Raw genomic sequence first — 17,714 nt, 5'->3', positions numbered from 1 at the left:
ACTATAGGCAAAATCTAATCATTTCTACCAATGGAGCGTTCAATGGACTATCGCGATACGATGAATCTTCCGGAAACGGAATTTCCCATGAAGGCAGGCCTTAATGACAAAGAGCCTGCCATGCAAGCCAAGTGGGAGGAAATGGATATTTACAGCCTGCTTCGTAGGCACAGCCGCGGCAGGCCGAAATTTATTTTGCATGATGGGCCGCCCTATGCCAACGGGGACGTGCATATCGGCACAGCCTTTAATAAAATTTCCAAGGACCTTATCATAAAGTACAAGAGTATGCGCGGTTTTGATGTGCCTTATGTTCCCGGATGGGATTGTCACGGGATGCCGATTGAACACAAGGTGGTGGAAAAGCTCACCCAAGACGAGGCGGCTGACCGCAACCGTGTGAGGAGCGAGTGCCGCGCTTATGCAGAGAAATTTGTGAATCACCAACGACGTCAGTTCAAACGTTTGGGCGGTTTCGGGGACTGGGACAATCCGTATTTAACCATGCATCCTCTTTATCAGGCATCGATTGTCAAGATGTTTGGGGAGTTGGCTCTCAAGGGATTTATTTATCGTGGTCTAAAACCGGTTTACTGGTGTACCCAGTGCCGAAGTGCACTGGCTGAGGCGGAAGTGGAATATTCAGATCATACCAGCCCTTCGGTGACAGTACGTTTTGAGTGGGCCGGTGCATGGCCGGAAACCTGGGGAGCAAAGCCGGCCGGCCGGGTTTTTGTGCCTATTTGGACAACCACACCCTGGACATTGCCTGCCAATCGGGCAGTGGCAATTCATCCTGAATTGACCTATGCGTTGATTGAATCGGAAGGCGATCACTATATTCTGGCCAAAGAGTTGATTCATGCCAACTGGGAAAAAATGAAAAAACCCTATGTGCTGGAAGCGGAATTTCCCGGGGAGTCCCTGGTCGGACATTTGCTTACACATCCGTTTTTGTCCAGGGAGGTACCTCTCATTTCAGGATCTCATGTGACTTTGGAGGCGGGTACCGGATGTGTGCATACCGCACCCGGGCATGGTCAGGATGATTATGTTGTCGGGTTGGAAAACAAATTGGAAATATTCAATCCGGTGGGTCCCAATGGATGTTTTACAGCGGAGTTTCCTGAAATGGAGGGGGAGTTTGTTTTTAAGGCAAATGGAAAAATTATTGATCTGCTCAAGGAAAAGCAGGCCTTAATGCATGCGGAAGAAATTTCTCACGCCTATCCCCATTGTTGGCGGCATCGCACACCGATTATTTTTCGGGCAACCGAGCAGTGGTTTATGAATGTTGATAAGGACGGTTTTAGGCAACAGGTGCTGGATAAAATTGAAGAGGATGTCAAATGGATACCGGAAGTTTCTAAAAACCGGATAAGCGCGATGGTCGCGCAGCGGCCCGACTGGTGTCTTTCCAGACAGCGGGCTTGGGGTGTTCCCTTGCCGGTTTTTTATTGTGAGGCCTGTGCCAAACCATTGCTTGTGAAGGAGGTCTTTCATGCGGTGGAGCAATTATTTGCCAAAGAGACCGCAGATGCCTGGTTTTTGAAAAAGCCGGAGGAGATCCTTCCTGAGGGAACGACCTGTCCTCATTGTGGAGGCAATGCCTTTCGCCAGGAAACTGATATTTTGGATGTCTGGTTTGATTCAGGTGTGAGCCATGCGGCGGTATTGGAAAATCGCAAGGAACTCAAATTTCCGGCAGATTTGTATTTGGAAGGCTCGGATCAACACCGCGGTTGGTTTCAGGTATCGCTTTTGACTGCGGCAGCCACCACAGGCAAAGCACCCTATAAAAATGTATTGACCCATGGATATGTTGTCGACGGCGATGGCAGGAAAATGTCGAAATCACTGGGTAATTTTATTACCGCGGATGAGGCGATTGCACGTCACGGTGGTGCTGATATCGTCCGCCTTTGGGTATCGTCGGAAAACATTCAGAATGATGTTCGTTTTTCTGAAGAAATCTTAAAGCGGACGGTGGATACGTATCGTCGGGTTCGTAATTCTCTCCGGTTTTTACTGGGCAATTTAAAAGATTTTACGCCGGATATGGCGGTGAAAAAAAAGGAACAACTGGAGATTGACCGTTTGATGCTGCACCGGATTCATGTTTTCAATGAAGCATGTACTGAGGCTTGTGATGCTTATGAATATTACCGTTTTTACCAGGTGTTGCAGAATTTTTGTGCCAATGATTTGTCCTCCTTTTACTTTGATATTTTAAAAGACCGGCTTTATGCCGACGGTGCCGACTCGCATTCACGGCGGAGTGCGCAGACCACGCTATGGCATCTTTTGCATTATCTTGTCCGGGTCATTGCGCCGGTTCTGATGCATACCGCGGAGGAGGCCTGGCAGGTTATGCAGGCCCAGGGACTCCTGACGGAAAAAGAGATAGTACCTTCGGTTCACCTGGCATCCTGGCTGCCAACCCCCCGCGACTGGAAGGATGAGGCACTGGGGACCGCTTGGAAACAATTGCTGGAGATACGTTTTGATGTCACCAAACAACTGGAGGAGGCCCGGAATCGGAAAAAAATCCGGCATTCCTATGAGGCATCGGTGTGCATCCGGGTACGGGGTGAAAAAAGATCATGGCTGGCTGCGCATCGGGACTTGTTGGAATCACTTTTTGTGGTTTCAACTGTTGAGTTGGAAGAGGCAGGGTCCGCCGGGCCGGAAATGATGATTCGGGTGGAACCCTCCACCAATAAGAAATGCGATCGCTGCTGGAGAATGCTGCCCTCTGTCGGCAAGCATGAAGACCATCCCGGATTATGCGATCGCTGTCATGAGGTGGTGGTTGTACTGCAACCGCCGGAGGCTGCAAAGAAAGCGTAGGTATTGGCGTGGGTATTTTTGGATATTCCCGTGAATTCAAGGGTGACCGGCAAGTCGGCAGTCTGGGGAAGAGCAGACGCTTGTTTGGCTCCGTCCAAGTTTATTGGACCGTTTTTTTCTGTACACTTGTGTTGGATGTACTCAGCAAATGGGCGGTCGCACAGACCATGGTATTACACCAGAGTGTTCCTATGGTTGGGACATTTTTCAAGTTAACCTATGTTCGCAATGCAGGTGCTGCATTTAGTCTTTTGGCGGATGATACCGGTCCCGGGAAGATGGTGCTGCTTATCAGCATTGCGGCAGCGGCAATTATAATTTTTACCATCATGGCTTATCGGGGAAAAAGGCGGGGCAGGATTTTAATGGTTGCTTTAGGGCTGGCGAGTGGAGGCGCTTCGGGTAATCTTATTAATCGGGCGTTTTCAGGGACAGTCGTAGATTTTATAGAGTTTAGTTATAAAAAGCTTCATTGGCCGGTTTTTAATTTGGCCGATGCAGCTGTTGTCATAGGTATCTTCCTTCTTTTGCTGATAACTTTCTCGCGGCGTTTGGGTAGATGAATTCGAGATCTTTTTTTCAGGCAGTGCGATGATTCCTACGTTGTTCTCCATCGGTTCCTTTACCTTACACAGCTACGGCGTGATGGTTGCTCTGGCATTTTCGGTTGCGATCTATTTGGCATGGCGGCAGGCGATCCGGGAAGGTATTCAATCCGAGATTTTTCTCGATATGTCACTTTGGGTGATTGTGGGCGGGATTCTCGGCGCGCGAACACTCTATGTGATTGTTTCTTGGGAACAATTTACAGATCATTGGCTGGATGTTTTTAAACTATGGCAAGGCGGATTGGTGTTTTACGGCGGTTTGATCGGTGCGCTTCTGGCGGTTTTACTGTATTGCCGGAAACATAAATTTGCTATTTGGAAATTATTTGATATTTGTGCACCCTATGCGGCATTAGGACATGCCCTGGGGCGTATCGGCTGTTTTTTAAATGGTTGTTGCTACGGCAAGGTGAACGCAACCTGGGGTGTGGTGTTTCCGGCATTGAATGATTCTATGCCGCATTTGCCGACTCAGTTGTATGAAAGTCTGGCGGATTTTTTGATTTTTACCGGACTGGTTATTTTCAGGAAATTTAAGCGCTTTGAAGGACAACTTCTTTGGCTATACATCATGGTCTATGCTTTGGTACGTTTTGGTCTGGAATTTTTACGCGGGGATGAAATTCGCGGGACGATCGGGATTTCCTGGCTGCATACATCGCAATTGATTGCACTCATCCTGTTTGTGGTTTCAGCCGGTATGCTGGGCATCCTGGGGCGCGGTGCAACGATTAAAAAAAACCATTCAAATCGGACAAGGTAGGAGAACTCCATTCAACACATACTGTTAACGATAAGCAAGCAGATACCGTTTTACGTTTGCATTTTTCTAATGGGACTGCCCGTTATGTCGCAATCCGGTGGAAAAATTCCCGGAAACGAAGAACGGGCATTGGCGGCTTTTTATCAGGGGGAGTATCCCGCAGCGATTGAAGAGTATGAACGTCTGGTGGCCGTGCATAAAGAAAAAACCGCGTGGGTGCTGGATTTGGCTGCGGCCATGATGGCCGAAGGGCGTTTTGCTGATGCCGCTAAAGTGTTGAAACAAAACCGGCTTTATGGATTGCGCACCGTTGAAGCGGTAATGGCAGAGGGTGATCGTTCCACTGCACGGAAAATACTTCAGGAAATGCTCGAATCACCGGAACCGCCGAGACAGACACGGATTTATCTGGGACTGGTTGAATATTTGGATGGAAATTATGCAGAATCAGCTGAACAGCTTTGGCGAGCGAAGGATATTAACCCCAAGCAAGGGAGCATCCATCTTATGCTGGGACGGGCCTTCCAAGCGCTTGCGACACAGGAATCGGTAGAGCGGGATTATTTTGTAAGCCGGGCCAAGCAGGAATATAATCGTGCCATCACACTTGATCCCAGTCTTTGGCAGGTCCATCGGGATTTGGCGTTTTTGGCAACGGATTCAAAAAATATTAAAAAAGCCTTACGGCATTGGCGACGTGTAAAATCCACGATTGGGAATGCCGATGAGGTTAAACTCGCGATAGCCGGTTTGATGGAACAACTTCCTGTACCGACTATGACAGCGACACCGAAGACCTTGGTAATAAAAGCCGCACCAAAACCGCCGGTGTTTGGTCCGATTGCGGCCCAGGCCTGGCAGGTCAATCCCGGGGATCCGGTGATTAAGGTTGGTCTGGGTAATAAACTATCCCGTATTGCTTTTGGGTGCACCGGCGCCTGGCGTGCCAGGGATCATCGCGGCCGTTTGTTCTGGGAAGGCCTGGGTGAACGAGGATACCGGATCGAGAAGGATACGCGCGGTCGCTGGTGGTTGAAAAACTGGGAGGGTAAACCTTTTAAGCAGATCCGAAAAAAAATAACCCTGGAACCTGTTGATTCGGATGCGGTTTTGGCGGTTTTTGATCTTTTTCAGACCAGTGGGTATTTTTGGAGTGTGGGCGGCAGGAAGACCCGTTATTACCGCGGCAAGCTTCAAATCAAAACAGCGCGAAAGCGCATCACATTGCTTAATCTTGTTTCGCTGGAAGAATACTTGATCAGCGTTGTACCCGGAGAGATGCCGGCGCTTTGGCCGCTGGAGGCTTTGAAAACACAAGTGGTGGTAGCCCGTACGGACACGTTACTGCGCCGGGGAACGCATCGAAAACAAGGATATGATGTCTGTAACAATGCGCATTGTGCAATGTACAAAGGTGTGACTGCCGAGCACCCAAGGTCTCATCAGGCGGTCCTGGAAACCCGCAGGTTAGTCGTGATGAAAGGGAACCGGAAATTACTGCCCACTTTTTATTCACATTCCTGCGGCGGTATGACCCAGAGCAATCAAGAAGCTTGGTGGAAGAAACTTCCGGAACCGTCCCAACCGGGTGGGATTTATGATATGGATGTCAATTCTTCCACATGTCGGGCACTGCCATTGCGGCCGGGATCTTTGAACCAATGGCTGTCCGATTCACCGGATGTTTTTTGTAATGCCCCCCGCTATTCAGCCCCGCGTAATTTTCGCTGGCTGAAGATACTCACACAAGCGGAGTTAACCGCAGTATTGGATCGGCGATACAACATCGGCGCGGTCCGGGAAGTGAAAATTATTGAGCGTAGTCCCAGCGCTTATGTCCGGAAAATTTATGTATCCGGTGATGAGGGTAATGTTATTGTGCGTGGCGATCGTATTCGATCCTCGTTGGGCGGACTACGCAGTAATTTGTTTACACTTTTTCCGGTGGGAGACAAAGCGCATCCTTATGCCTGGCTGGTTTGGGGCGGTGGCTGGGGTCATGGAGTGGGACTTTGTCAGGTCGGTGCGGGTCAGATGGGACGCGAGGGATACACGTATCAGGAAATTCTTAAACATTATTTCCCGGAGGGAAGTATAGAAATATGGCCGTGATGGTATTTGTTGTTGATGACCCGTCCACAGGGATGCGGATTGATTTGTTTTTATCCAAAAACATTCCTGATACGTCCCGTTCTGCAGTGGTCCGGGCACTGCAAAGCGGCAAGGTACGTGTTCAGGGAAAGGTGATTTCAAAAGCGGGTTTTTCAGTCAAAGGCGGCGACCGGGTTATTTTTGAACCGGTGCCGGTTGTGGACACACAGATCTGTGCGGAAGACATTCCAATATCGATTGTATTTGAGGATGATGATCTTGCCATTATCGATAAACCGACGGGCATGGTGACTCATCCGGCAGTCGGTCATCATGCCGGAACGCTGGTGAACGCCTTGCTGCATCATTTGGATAACCTGTCCGGTGTGGGCGGGGTGAAGCGGCCGGGGATTGTCCATCGCCTGGATAAGGAAACTTCCGGACTTTTGATGGTCGCCAAAACGGACCGTGCGCACCGTGCATTGTCGGAAAAAATCCAGCAACGCACAGTTATCCGTATTTATGATGTTGTGGCCTGGGGAAGGATGGAAGATGAATCCCTGACAGTGGATACGCAGCTGGGAAGGGACCCCAAGGACCGGAAACGCTTCAGCGTTCTTTCTTCGGGAGGGAAGCATGCGGTGACGCATTTTTCCCGTCAGAAAAAGTTTGCAGAATTTACACTACTCGCCGCAAAATTGGAAACAGGCCGGACGCATCAGATCCGTGTTCATAGCAGGTATATTGGCCTGCCGGTGGCAGGGGACCGGACTTACGGCCGGCGGAATGAAAGCGCGCAGATGATGAAATTGGGATTGGTCCAACCACGGCGTCAACTCCTGCATGCCCGATCGCTGGAATTTATTCATCCGTTTACGGATAAACCGATGCTGTTTCACTCTCCCTGGCCGGGTGATTATAAGAATTTTGTTGAATCTCTGGCATAATTCGGCATAATGAAATGGATTCCAAATTGGTTAAAATAGAACAGTCACGCTAAAATTTCATAAAGACAGGGGCCGCGAATGGTTGAAATTGAGGATTTAAAGAAAAGTTATTTATTCAAAACACTGACCAACGAGGAAATTTTAAAAATCAAGCACTTGATTTTTGAAAAAGAATACCGCAAAGGAACCGCGCTCTTTTTTGAGGGCATGGCCGGCGGAATAATGTATCTGGTAAAAAAAGGAACGGTTGAAATATTTGTTAAAAAAGCCGGGCAGGAAATAGCCATTGCCAAGCTGGGGACCGGAGATTTTGTCGGTGAGATGTCCCTGATTGATGATGAACCGCGCTCCGCAGCAGCACGGGTGAGTGAAAATTCGATACTGATGGTGATCACCAGGAAAAATTTTCAGGATATTCTCAAAGCCTCGCCGGAAGGCGCGAATAAAATATTGATAGCTTTTTTAAAAATCTTAAGTAAGCGTCTTCGGGATACCAATGCAAAGATACTGGACCTCTGATTCGACAGACGTTTTTTTTCGGATGCGAGTATAGAATTATGCCAATAAAATGGATGCGCAAACCAAACTCTTTTTTTCTTATTTGCGGGATGTTTGCATGCCTCAGTGGTTGTGCTGCAGTCGAACACCGTGTGCCCGCAGCCCGGTCTGCCTCTCAAGTGCGGCTTTCTCCGGCAAATGAAGCCCGGGTTGCGTTTTTTGCCGCGCAACTTGCTGATTCATCCGGGGAATTTCAAAAAGCGATTCGCTATTATTATCAGGCACTTGTCCATGATCCTGGTTCTTTGACGATTCGGCGGCATTTGATCGGTGATCTTATTCGGTTGGAACGTTTTCATGAAGCCCGGAAAGAATATGATGTCATTATAGAAAATGATACGGGAGATAGTCAAAGCCGGTATATGCTGGGCCAGCTTTTTGAGGCGGTCGGGGACATCGACATGGCAGAGACGCTTTACCGGGACGCCATAGGTGTCAGTACTGAGCATTCCGGTCCCTTTACAAAACTCGGGATTTTATTATTACGCCAGGATAAACCGCATGCGGCAATTCCTTTTTTAGAAAAAGCGCTTACCATTAACCGGGCGGACCGAGAAGCACGCCGGATTTTGGTTAATTATTATTTGACGCAAAATCAGCCGGTCAAGTCTGAGCACCTGCTTTTATCTGCTTTGGAAGATACGCCTGATGATGTTGAGTGGCTTAACCAATTGGCAGGTTTTTATACGAACGCAGGTAAAAAAGAGAAAGCTGCAACTGTCTATCAACAACTGTTGGCGTCTCATTCCAAGAGTATTGAAGCACACCGTTTTCTTTCAATTTACTATTTAAAACAAAATGATTGGGACGGGGCAATTCGTCAGCTGGAACAGCTGTTACAGGCTGATCCCAAAGATCCGCTGGCGCGGCGAAATTTGGGATTGGCATTGTATAAATTGGGGGAGTACCGGGAAGCCAGACGGCATCTTGAGATGTTGTTGCAGCGGGAGTCGGGCGATGCACTGACACATTATCTGATGGGGTCGATTTATCGTAAATTTAATTTGAACTATTTGGCAGTTGATCAATTTAGTGTAGCAAAAAAACTGGATAAGGATATGGTGGAGGCGCATCTGGGGTTGGCCGGTGCGTTGATGAAAATAAATGAACTGGAGCGCGCGACAGTTGTTTTACAAGAAGCTTCTTTTCGGTTTTCAAAAATTTACCAAGTCTGGCTCAATTATGGTTTGGTCATGCTGCGGCAAAAAAATCCGGAAAAAGCGTTGGTGGTCTTAAAAAAAGCAATGCTTTTATCACCGAAGGATGTTTTGGTGTATTTTCATACCGGGCGTGCATACAATGAAGCCGGTCAATTTGAGAAAGCGGTGACAGTATGGAAGCAGGCATTGGGCTTGGATCCGGAATTTGCCGACGTTTACAATCACTTGGGGTATCTGTATGCGGAACAAGGAAAAAATCTGGAACAGGCCGGGAAATGGCTTGAAAAAGCCCTCGCGCTGCGTCCGGGAAACGGTTATTATCTTGATTCGTTAGGATGGATTTATTATAAACAAGGAAAATTTAAATTGGCGTTGCAAAAATTGGTCGCCAGCCGTGACTGTTTTAAAAATAACGGTCAAAGGGTGGATTCGGTAATTTATGATCATCTGGGTGATGTTTATTATCAGCTGGAGCAGTATCGCAAAGCCAAAGAGGCCTGGCAGCAGGCATTGGAGCTGGAACCTGAAAATAAAATAATTCGGAATAAACTGGAAAAACGCTTACACCCTGGAGAAGACGCAAATTATGAGAGTACTGACCTTACACGCACCGGCCAAAGTTAATTTATTCCTCGAAATTATAGGAAAACGGGATGATGGTTATCATGAGTTAAAGACCGTGATGCATACGCTTGATTTGGCGGACACGCTTAAACTATCAGAACGGCGCAGGGGTATTCGTATTACGTGCAATCATCCCGATGTTCCGACAGATGAGCGGAACCTTGTTTTTCAGGCAGCGCAATTGCTGGCAGACAAATTTGGGGTGCTTCCCAACGTAGGTATTCATATTCAGAAGCGTATTCCTGTCGCTGCCGGGATGGGCGGAGGTAGCAGTGATGCTGCTGCTGCATTGATTGGGCTTTCGCGTTTTTGGTCCGGAAAACAGCCTAAAATGCTGCTGAATGTGGCTAAACAGCTGGGGTCGGATGTTCCGTTTTTTCTTGCGCAAGGGTGTGCACTTGGTCTGGGACGGGGTGAGAAGATCAGACCTTGGCCTGCATGTCCGGGAATCCATCTGGTGGTGGTGAATCCGGGGTTTTCGGTCTCAACCGCAGCGGTTTATAAAAAATTTAATTTACGATTGACAAGAAAAAAGGCGTGTATTAATATGATGCGCCTGGCTGTTAAGGAAAAAAATGCAGGTAAAATAGGCCGATATCTGTTTAATCATCTGGAGAGCGTTACAGAAAAAATGCATCCTGAAATTACGGAAATAAAGGCGGATTTACTGCGTTTGGGGGCGGCGGGTGTGCTGATGGCCGGTAGCGGCGCCACAGTATTCGGACTTGTCCGTTCAGGCACAGCAGCCCGGAAAATAGCGCAACAATTAAAGCAACGTTATCCAACCGTTATTGCGACACAAACCAGCGCATCCATTTAGTAAGCAAGAGGAGTGGCCTACATTATCATGGAAATTACTGATGTGAAAGTATTCTCTCGTAAAGAAAACAAGCTAAAAGCGTACGCGACTGTGACATTTGATAATGTTTTTGTTGTCCATAATCTTAAAATTATTGAAGGAACCAGTGGTCTTTTTATTGCCATGCCTTCGCGGAAACGCCGGGATGGCACCTATATGGATGTTGCGCATCCGCTCAATAGTGAGTTGCGTAAAGAGCTGGAAGAAAAGATTCTGGCGGAATATAAACGCGAATCCTTACTTACTCAATTTTCCAGCATGCCCGGTGTACAGGGACGCCAGGAAGCATTTGAGACAAATTAGTTTTTGATTTTTGCGACATTTCGCAATAGAGCTGGAAGGTGTAGGGGCGTTTTATTTGTGCCCGTCTGTTGGGTATGAAACGCCCCTACAATATTTTTGGGATTATGTTGCCGGATCGTCCAACGGCAGGACAACGGCCTTTGACGCCGTCTATCCAGGTTCGAATCCTGGTCCGGCAGCCAAAATTTCGTTTTACGAAATTTTGGCAGAGCAGCAGAACAATCGATCAGCGGAACAGCAAAAAAGTTCTGCGGCGGTCTGCTGGTCTACTGATCAGAAGAAATGGTTTTTGAGAAGGATAACCACTGGGGATTAATTTAGATTTCGTTTTACGAAATTTTGGCAGAGCAGCAGAACAATCGATCAGCGGAACAGCAAAAAAGTTCTGCGGCGGTCTGCTGGTCTACTGATCAGAAGAAATGGTTTTTGAGAAGGATAACCACTGGGGATTAATTTAGATTTCGTTTTACGAAATTTTGGCAGAGCAGCAGAACAATCGATCAGCGGAACAGCAAAAAAGTTCTGCGGCGGTCTGCTGGTCTACTGATCAGAAGAAATGGTTTTTGAGAAGGATAACCACTGGGGATTAATTTAGATTTCGTTTTACGAAATTTTGGCAGAGCAGCAGAACAATCGGGTAAATTGAACATTATTGTAGAGTGAGGCGGGTTGTGAAGAAACAAAAACAGTCATTGATCACCATCATTTTGGCAGCAGGAGAAGGGACACGTATGAAATCCCGTACTCCGAAAGTGCTTCACACCATTGGCAATAAGCCGCTTCTGCAATGGGTGCTGGATGCATCAGAAAAAGCCGGTGCAACCCGGACGATTGTCGTGCTGGGACATCAGGCCGCAGATGTGGCAAAAACACTTTCAGCGCAGGTAGATACCGTTACACAGACCCGTCAATTGGGGACCGGGCATGCCGTGAAAATGGCGCAGAAGAAACTGGCCGGTGAAAAAGGTGAGGTGTTGATTCTTTGCGGCGACGCACCCTTGATTCGACCGCAGACTTTGAAAAAATTGGTCAGGGAACACAGACGTCGGAAAACCAAGGCGACCATTCTAACGGCCCGGATCACGGATCCGTATGGCTATGGTAGAATTATTCGCGATCTGAAGGATTCGCGCTGGGTGACGAAAATTGTAGAGGAAAAAGAGGCTGGCCCGGCGGAAAAAAGTATTCATGAAATAAACAGCGGAGCATATTGTTTTTCGATGGATACCCTGAGGGAAATGCTGGGTAGGCTGAAAAATAATAATAAAAAAGGTGAATATTATCTCACCGATATTATTGGATTGCTTCGCCAAGCAGGTGAAAGGATTGCTGCGGTTTGTGTGCCGGAGGCTTCGGAAATAGTGGGTATCAATACCCGCCGCGATTTGGCCACAGCAGCTGGGATATTAAACCAACGGAAAATTGAGGCCTTGATGGAAAGCGGTGTTACGATTTGGGATCCGGCCCGAACATGGATTGGACCGGACGTCGTGATCGGCCGGGATACCCAGATATTCCCCGGAACAGTGATCACAGGGAAAAGCGTGATTGGCCGGGAGAATTGTCTTGGGCCGGATGTCACCATTGATTCATCCCGCACAGGTTTGGATGTTACCATACGCTATTCCGTGGTAGAACACGCTACGTTGGCAAATGCAATTTCAGTAGGGCCTTATTCTCATTTGCGCAAAGGAACCGTGGTGGAATCCGGTGTGCATATTGGGAATTTTGCTGAGACCAATCGCAGCCGTCTCAAACAAGGCGTGAAGGTCGGTCATGTTGCTTATTTGGGGGATGCGACCATCGGCCGAAAAACCAATATTGGTGCAGGAACCATCATCGCAAATTATGACGGGATTCGTAAGCAGGCAACCCTGATCGGGGAGAAAGCGTTTATCGGCAGCGGGAGTATCTTAATTGCACCCTGCCGGATCGGCAAACGGGCTTTGACCGGCGCAGGTGCGGTGGTCAAAGCCGGTTCACATATTCCGGCGGGGACAGTTGCAGTCGGTGTTCCGGCCAGGGTGGTTAAAAAAAGAAAGTAGTCTTTGGGATTTAAAATGAGCAGGGAGGATGTACGCGTGGCAAATGAATTGAAAATATTTTCGGGAAATGCAAATGTAAAACTGGCGGCAGCCATTGCCAAGGTCTTGCGGAAACCGCTGGGAAAAATTGATGTGGGGCGTTTTCCCGAAGGTGAGATTTCGGTACGGGTCCAGGAAAACGTTCGGGGTGCTGATGTTTTTGTGATTCAATCCAGCTGTCCGCCGAGCAATGATAATTTGATGGAACTGTTGATTATGATGGATGCTTTAAGGCGTGCATCCGCCCGGCGTATCACAGCGGTGCTGCCTTTTTTCGGCTATGCGCGCCAGGACCGCAAAGATCGTCCGCGTGTACCGATTACCGCCAAGTTGGTGGCCAATCTAATTACCACCGCAGGTGCCAATCGAGTGTTGACCATGGATTTGCATGCTGATCAGATTCAGGGATTTTTTGATATTCCGGTTGACAATCTTCAGGCAGCACCGGTGATGATCGACCACTGGAAACGCAAGCGTATTAAGGATTTGGTGATTGTAACCCCGGATGTTGGCGGCATTAAGCTGGCGCGGCATTATTCTGAAAAATTAAAAGCGCCGATGGCGATTGTGGATAAACGGCGTACCGGGCCGACCGAAGCGGTGGCGCTTAATGTGATCGGTGAAGTTAAAGGGAAAAACGTACTGGTTGTCGATGATATGGTCGCGACCGGTAAAAGTTTGGTGGAAGCCGTCAAATTCATCAAAAATAAGGGGGCCAAGGAAGTATATGCTTGCGGGACTCATCCGGTATTATCAGGTCCGGCAGCTGAATTGATCCGAAATTCTGAAATCAAGGAACTGATGGTCACCAATAGCATTCCATTAAAAAACCGCGAGCTTTTCAAGAACGTTTTTGTGATTTCGGTAGCAGATCTTTTCGCGGAGGCGATCAGACGTATTCATCTGGAAAAAACGGTGAGTACGCTTTTTACATAGAAAAAGGAATACACAATTTTAAAAAAAAGGTACGCATCAAGTAGGAGGAGAAAATGAAACAGATTCAATTATCCGCGGATGTCCGCACAACATTGAAAAAAAATGCCATGAACCGGCTGCGCATGGAAGCCAAGGTGCCTGCGGTACTCTATGGCCAGGGTCAGACGGCAGTCAATCTACAGTTGAATGATAAGGATATTTTTCATGCCTTTCATTCTTCCACCCCGACCAATGTTCTGATTAAATTGAACATTTTAGGCGGCGAAAGCGCCCAAGAGGAGATCGTGATGGTCAAGGAATTGCAGCGCCATCCTGTCAGTTCCAAGTTGCTGCACATTGATTTTGTGAAAATATCGATGGACAAGCCATTGGAAACAAGTATTCCAGTGGTCGTGACCGGGACCGCAAAAGGGATTAAAGAAGGCGGGATGCTTGAACTCGTCCATCGTGATTTGCTTGTACGATGTCTTCCCGCGCTGCTGCCGGAAAATATTTCAATTGATGTTACGGACTTGGGTATTGCAGATTCGATTACCGTCGGCGACCTCCCGGTGGGAGAAGGCGTCGAGATTTTGGTGGATACTCACGAGCCGGTCGTGCATGTTGTTGCGCCGCGGGTTGAGGAGACCAAGACCGAGGAAAGCGAAGAGGCTGCTGCCACAGCAGCACCGGCTGCAGAAGCCAAGCAGCCTGAAGTGATCGGTGAAAAGGAACGTGAGGACCGCCGGTCTGACAAAGATAAAAAATAGGGTGAATTACTTCGTGTCGTGAAATTAATCATTGGTTTGGGAAATCCCGGACGGGACTATGAAAAAACGAGGCACAACCTGGGATTTATGGTTGTGACCGAATTGTCACGTCAATTGAATATTCCACTGTCGCATACCACCATGCAGGCTCAATGGGGGCGCGGCAGATATGAAAATGAACCTGTTATCTTAGCGCGGCCTACAACGTATATGAACCTCTCCGGGTTGGCCGTAGCCGCGCTAAGTCGATATTATAAAATCCCGTTTGAACAAATACTCGTGGTTATTGATGATATGAATCTGCCGGTGGGCGCAATGCGTTTTAGGGCGCAGGGAAGCGCCGGCGGGCATAATGGTTTGAAATCCATTATTGAAAAAACCGGCAGCCTGGATTTTCACAGATTGCGCATTGGAATCAATAATCCCCACCAACACATGCAAGTTACGGATTTTGTTCTGGGACGGTTCAGTCCGGATGAGCAAAAAGAGATGGGACCAGTGCTTGACCGGGCGGTTGAGAGCTTGAAATGCTGGCTGGGACAGGATATTGAATGTGCCATGCGCGAGTATAATTAATGCGTTTACGTCCCTGGACCGCGCTGGTAATTATTTTTTTTATGTTTTTTTTGACCGGGGTAACTTTGGTCAACCTAACCGCGAAATCTATTTCTGATGTGACGATCCCGCCTGCGGAATCGGCGAAAATTGATATTAATCAGGCCAGTCAGCAGGCATGGGACGCTTTGCCGGGTATCGGACCGGTTTTAGCCGGGCGGATTGTTGAACTGCGGAAATCCGGAAGCGCGTTTCGCAGCATTGATGATTTGCTTGCAGTCAAAGGTATTGGACATAAAAAGCTATCGCGCTTACGCAAATATTTGTCAGTTGAGCAATAAAATCATAAATTTTTTCTGTTAAGTTAGATCATATCGCAAAGAGGTGAAGGCATGCCTGAAGCATACTCATGGTGGGAACTCATTTTGCGGCTGGCGTCGGCCATTGTATTGGGGGCTTTTATTGGACTCAATCGGGAACGCGCGCATAAACCGGCGGGTATTAAAACCCATCTTATGGTCAGTCTTGGTTCGGCACTGATTATGATGATCTCCATTGATATGTTTCAAAGATATATCGGTCTAAGTAATAATATTGATCCCGGTAGGATTGCGGCACAAGTGATTACAGGAGTGGGCTTTTTAGGTGCGGGTACGATTATACACGCAGAGGGTGGATTGATTAAAGGTCTCACCACCGCAGCCTCGATCTGGACCGTTGCCGGTATCGGACTGGCTTGCGGGAGCGGGATGTATTTTTTGGCGATGACCGCCACTTTATTGGTCGTGGTGACCCTTGCGCTGGTGAATCGTTTTGAGCAGGCCCACAAAAAGCGCGCACGCCTGTCTCAGAAAAAAGATTGACGGTCCGGGCATCTGTGATATGATTATTTTCAATATGATTTCATCAAACGAAAGGGGTAAATAACGTGACTTTGAGAAAATCCTTTTGGAGTATAAGTGTTGTTATTTTAACGGTTGCCATGATGGCCGGTACATTTGGGTGTGGCAAGCTGAAGTCGGGGAAGGGTTCCACGCAGGATGCTCCCAAAACTGAGGCGGATATTGATGCCAAGCTGCAGGAAGTTGTTAAAAAAATGGATGCAGCCAAGAAACCGTATAAAGGTAATCTGACACCGGAGAAGGCTGCCGCCATTACCCATGAAGTATCTCAACAGAGTATGGCGGAATTCCCCTCGGGTAAAAATCTTCCCAAAGACCCTAAAAAGCTTATGGCGCTTAATGAAAAGATCCGCGAAAAAAGCGAGAAAATTTATGCAAAGCACAATACCACGATGGGTGAGATGATGCGCTATATCAGCGGTCTTGCTCCCAAGGAACGGGAAAAATACAACAACCATTTGACCGAACTTTTCCTGGAACAGAGTAAAAAGAAATATGGCGCCGCCAATCCTAAAAATGTTGATAAAGACAAACCGGTAGAAAAAGCCGCGCCGGAGAAAAAGAAATAATTTTTATTTGAAAATAATTTGAAATAATTTGTAGGGGCGACCGGCCGGTCGCCCCTACTTTTTTTACAAAGGAATTTTTATCATGTCAAACAAACCTAAAATTTTGATTACCAATGATGATGGTATCCATGCACCTGGATTGGCAGCCTTGGCAGAAGTGATGCAGGAATTAGGCGATATTGAAGTCGTGGCCCCGGATACCGAGCGGAGCGCTGCCGGTCATGCGATCACCATGCTGCACATTTTACGGGTTTTTGATATTTATAAAAACGGGGATGTTTTCGGAAGAGCGGTTAATGGCACCCCGGCGGATTGCGTTAAACTGGCATTGAGCAACTTAATTGCCAAACCGCCTCAGCTGGTGGTATCCGGCGTGAACCCGGGACCCAATACCGGAACCAATGTGTTGTATTCCGGGACCGTCTCAGCAGCTATGGAAGGCGCTATTTATGGGATTCCCAGTTTGGCGGTTTCGATGGGAACCCTGAAGAATAAACAGGATTTTCGTCCGGCTCAATTTTATGCCAGGCAGGTGGCAGCCATGATGCTTGAAAAAGGACTGCCCAAAGGCGTCATGCTTAATTTGAACGTCCCCAGTCTTCCGCAAGAAGCGATCAAAGGATTGAAGACCACCTTTCAATCGGTGTATCAATATAATGACAGCTATGAGAAGCGAAAAGATCCCCGCGGGCGTGACTACTACTGGCTTTCCCTGGAAGATGCTCAAGTATTGGATGATAGTCCGGATGCAGATGCCAATGCCGTGGCAGCAGGCTATGCGTCTTTGACACCACTATCCTTGAATTTAACTCAGCGGGATTTTTTGGGTAAAATGAAAGAATGGATGAGCTGAGAAATTTTAATTTTCACTTGAAAAAAGAACGGTTTTTTTCTACAATGCCTTTCCTGCATTTTGATAAGGTTATATTTTTTTTTATTAATAGAAGGGCAGTTAGCTCAGCTGGTTAGAGTGCTTGCTCGACACGCAAGAGGTCACAGGTTCGAGTCCTGTACTGCCCACCATTTTTCCGCCTTTGGCGGAAAAATGGAGAGCAGCAGAACAGCCGACCAGCGGAACAGCGAAAAGTTCTGCTGCGGTCTGCTGTTCCGCTGTTCCGCTGTTCCGCTGTTCCGCTGTTCCGCTGTTCCGCTGTTC

17 protein-coding genes and 2 tRNA genes are annotated in these 17,714 nt (G+C 47.8%); all 19 read left to right on the top strand.

Annotated features, from left to right (window positions below; genetic code table 11):
- Window positions 1-42: 42 nt before the first annotated feature.
- The 19 genes from ileS (at window position 43) to K8S19_07685 (ending at window position 17,581) form a co-directional block, all read left to right on the top strand.
- The gene (gene ileS, locus K8S19_07775; GenBank protein ID MCD4813573.1) at window positions 43-2,850 is read left to right on the top strand and encodes an isoleucine--tRNA ligase; all 2,808 of its coding nucleotides are present in this window, start codon (window positions 43-45) and stop codon (window positions 2,848-2,850) included.
- A gap of 8 nt (window positions 2,851-2,858) precedes the next feature.
- Entirely contained in the window at window positions 2,859-3,413 is a 555-nt protein-coding gene (gene lspA / locus K8S19_07770) for a signal peptidase II (GenBank protein ID MCD4813572.1), read from the top strand.
- 28 nt (window positions 3,414-3,441) lie between these two features.
- Window positions 3,442-4,221 carry a prolipoprotein diacylglyceryl transferase gene (gene lgt / locus K8S19_07765; GenBank protein ID MCD4813571.1) on the top strand — a complete coding sequence of 260 codons (780 nt, stop codon included), beginning with the start codon at window positions 3,442-3,444 and terminating at the stop codon, window positions 4,219-4,221.
- Window positions 4,222-4,305: 84 nt separating this feature from the next.
- Entirely contained in the window at window positions 4,306-6,333 is a 2,028-nt protein-coding gene (locus K8S19_07760) for a SpoIID/LytB domain-containing protein (protein ID MCD4813570.1), read from the top strand.
- Window positions 6,324-7,259, top strand: a complete 936-nt coding sequence (locus K8S19_07755) for an RluA family pseudouridine synthase (GenBank protein MCD4813569.1) — start codon at window positions 6,324-6,326, stop codon at window positions 7,257-7,259. The genes K8S19_07760 and K8S19_07755 overlap by 10 nt, the downstream gene beginning before the upstream one ends.
- 78 nt (window positions 7,260-7,337) lie before the next feature.
- Window positions 7,338-7,778: a cyclic nucleotide-binding domain-containing protein gene (locus tag K8S19_07750; GenBank protein MCD4813568.1), complete on the top strand. Its 441-nt coding sequence runs from the start codon at window positions 7,338-7,340 to the stop codon at window positions 7,776-7,778.
- 38 nt (window positions 7,779-7,816) lie between these two features.
- Window positions 7,817-9,601, top strand: coding sequence for a tetratricopeptide repeat protein (locus K8S19_07745; protein ID MCD4813567.1), 1,785 nt, complete (start codon window positions 7,817-7,819; stop codon window positions 9,599-9,601).
- On the top strand, window positions 9,564-10,421 hold the full coding sequence (gene ispE, locus K8S19_07740; GenBank protein ID MCD4813566.1) for a 4-(cytidine 5'-diphospho)-2-C-methyl-D-erythritol kinase: 858 nt from the start codon (window positions 9,564-9,566) through the stop codon (window positions 10,419-10,421). Before K8S19_07745 ends, ispE begins: the two co-directional genes overlap by 38 nt.
- 27 nt (window positions 10,422-10,448) lie before the next feature.
- Window positions 10,449-10,763, top strand: coding sequence for a septation regulator SpoVG (gene spoVG, locus K8S19_07735; GenBank protein MCD4813565.1), 315 nt, complete (start codon window positions 10,449-10,451; stop codon window positions 10,761-10,763).
- 108 nt (window positions 10,764-10,871) lie between these two features.
- A tRNA-Gln gene (locus tag K8S19_07730) sits at window positions 10,872-10,945 on the top strand.
- Between the two features lie 489 nt (window positions 10,946-11,434).
- Window positions 11,435-12,808 carry a bifunctional UDP-N-acetylglucosamine diphosphorylase/glucosamine-1-phosphate N-acetyltransferase GlmU gene (gene glmU / locus K8S19_07725; protein ID MCD4813564.1) on the top strand — a complete coding sequence of 458 codons (1,374 nt, stop codon included), beginning with the start codon at window positions 11,435-11,437 and terminating at the stop codon, window positions 12,806-12,808.
- Window positions 12,809-12,823: 15 nt separating this feature from the next.
- Window positions 12,824-13,783, top strand: a complete 960-nt coding sequence (locus K8S19_07720) for a ribose-phosphate pyrophosphokinase (GenBank protein ID MCD4813563.1) — start codon at window positions 12,824-12,826, stop codon at window positions 13,781-13,783.
- A 53-nt stretch (window positions 13,784-13,836) separates the two neighbouring features.
- Window positions 13,837-14,532 (top strand): 50S ribosomal protein L25, encoded by a 696-nt coding sequence (locus K8S19_07715; protein MCD4813562.1) that lies wholly within the window; start codon window positions 13,837-13,839, stop codon window positions 14,530-14,532.
- 18 nt (window positions 14,533-14,550) lie between these two features.
- Entirely contained in the window at window positions 14,551-15,108 is a 558-nt protein-coding gene (pth, locus tag K8S19_07710; protein MCD4813561.1) for an aminoacyl-tRNA hydrolase, read from the top strand.
- Window positions 15,108-15,428, top strand: a complete 321-nt coding sequence (locus K8S19_07705) for a helix-hairpin-helix domain-containing protein (protein MCD4813560.1) — start codon at window positions 15,108-15,110, stop codon at window positions 15,426-15,428. The genes pth and K8S19_07705 overlap by 1 nt, the downstream gene beginning before the upstream one ends.
- Window positions 15,429-15,479: 51 nt before the next feature.
- Window positions 15,480-15,950 (top strand): MgtC/SapB family protein, encoded by a 471-nt coding sequence (locus K8S19_07700; protein MCD4813559.1) that lies wholly within the window; start codon window positions 15,480-15,482, stop codon window positions 15,948-15,950.
- A gap of 65 nt (window positions 15,951-16,015) precedes the next feature.
- Window positions 16,016-16,558: a hypothetical protein gene (locus K8S19_07695; GenBank protein MCD4813558.1), complete on the top strand. Its 543-nt coding sequence runs from the start codon at window positions 16,016-16,018 to the stop codon at window positions 16,556-16,558.
- A gap of 82 nt (window positions 16,559-16,640) precedes the next feature.
- The gene (gene surE / locus K8S19_07690; protein ID MCD4813557.1) at window positions 16,641-17,411 is read left to right on the top strand and encodes a 5'/3'-nucleotidase SurE; all 771 of its coding nucleotides are present in this window, start codon (window positions 16,641-16,643) and stop codon (window positions 17,409-17,411) included.
- Window positions 17,412-17,504: 93 nt separating this feature from the next.
- Window positions 17,505-17,581, top strand: a tRNA-Val gene (locus K8S19_07685).
- Window positions 17,582-17,714 lie beyond the last annotated feature (133 nt).

Source organism: bacterium (assembly GCA_021108215.1).
Lineage (GTDB): Bacteria > Oederibacteriota > JAAXVQ01 > JAAXVQ01 > JAUVAV01 > JAIORK01.
This window is presented reverse-complemented; position numbering and strand designations above follow the sequence as displayed.

Excerpts from the sequence above, each read along its gene's own strand:
- K8S19_07715 (MCD4813562.1), top strand. The coding sequence starts at position 13,837 with ATGAAACAGATTCAATTATCCGCGGATGTCCGCACAACATTGAAAAAA.
- ileS (MCD4813573.1), top strand. The coding sequence starts at position 43 with ATGGACTATCGCGATACGATGAATCTTCCGGAAACGGAATTTCCCATG.
- ispE (MCD4813566.1), top strand. The coding sequence starts at position 9,564 with ATGAGAGTACTGACCTTACACGCACCGGCCAAAGTTAATTTATTCCTC.
- K8S19_07720 (MCD4813563.1), top strand. The coding sequence starts at position 12,824 with ATGAGCAGGGAGGATGTACGCGTGGCAAATGAATTGAAAATATTTTCG.
- K8S19_07755 (MCD4813569.1), top strand. The coding sequence starts at position 6,324 with ATGGCCGTGATGGTATTTGTTGTTGATGACCCGTCCACAGGGATGCGG.
- K8S19_07760 (MCD4813570.1), top strand. The coding sequence starts at position 4,306 with ATGTCGCAATCCGGTGGAAAAATTCCCGGAAACGAAGAACGGGCATTG.
- K8S19_07745 (MCD4813567.1), top strand. The coding sequence starts at position 7,817 with ATGCCAATAAAATGGATGCGCAAACCAAACTCTTTTTTTCTTATTTGC.
- K8S19_07705 (MCD4813560.1), top strand. The coding sequence starts at position 15,108 with ATGCGTTTACGTCCCTGGACCGCGCTGGTAATTATTTTTTTTATGTTT.
- K8S19_07750 (MCD4813568.1), top strand. The coding sequence starts at position 7,338 with ATGGTTGAAATTGAGGATTTAAAGAAAAGTTATTTATTCAAAACACTG.
- spoVG (MCD4813565.1), top strand. The coding sequence starts at position 10,449 with ATGGAAATTACTGATGTGAAAGTATTCTCTCGTAAAGAAAACAAGCTA.
- K8S19_07700 (MCD4813559.1), top strand. The coding sequence starts at position 15,480 with ATGCCTGAAGCATACTCATGGTGGGAACTCATTTTGCGGCTGGCGTCG.
- surE (MCD4813557.1), top strand. The coding sequence starts at position 16,641 with ATGTCAAACAAACCTAAAATTTTGATTACCAATGATGATGGTATCCAT.
- lgt (MCD4813571.1), top strand. The coding sequence starts at position 3,442 with ATGATTCCTACGTTGTTCTCCATCGGTTCCTTTACCTTACACAGCTAC.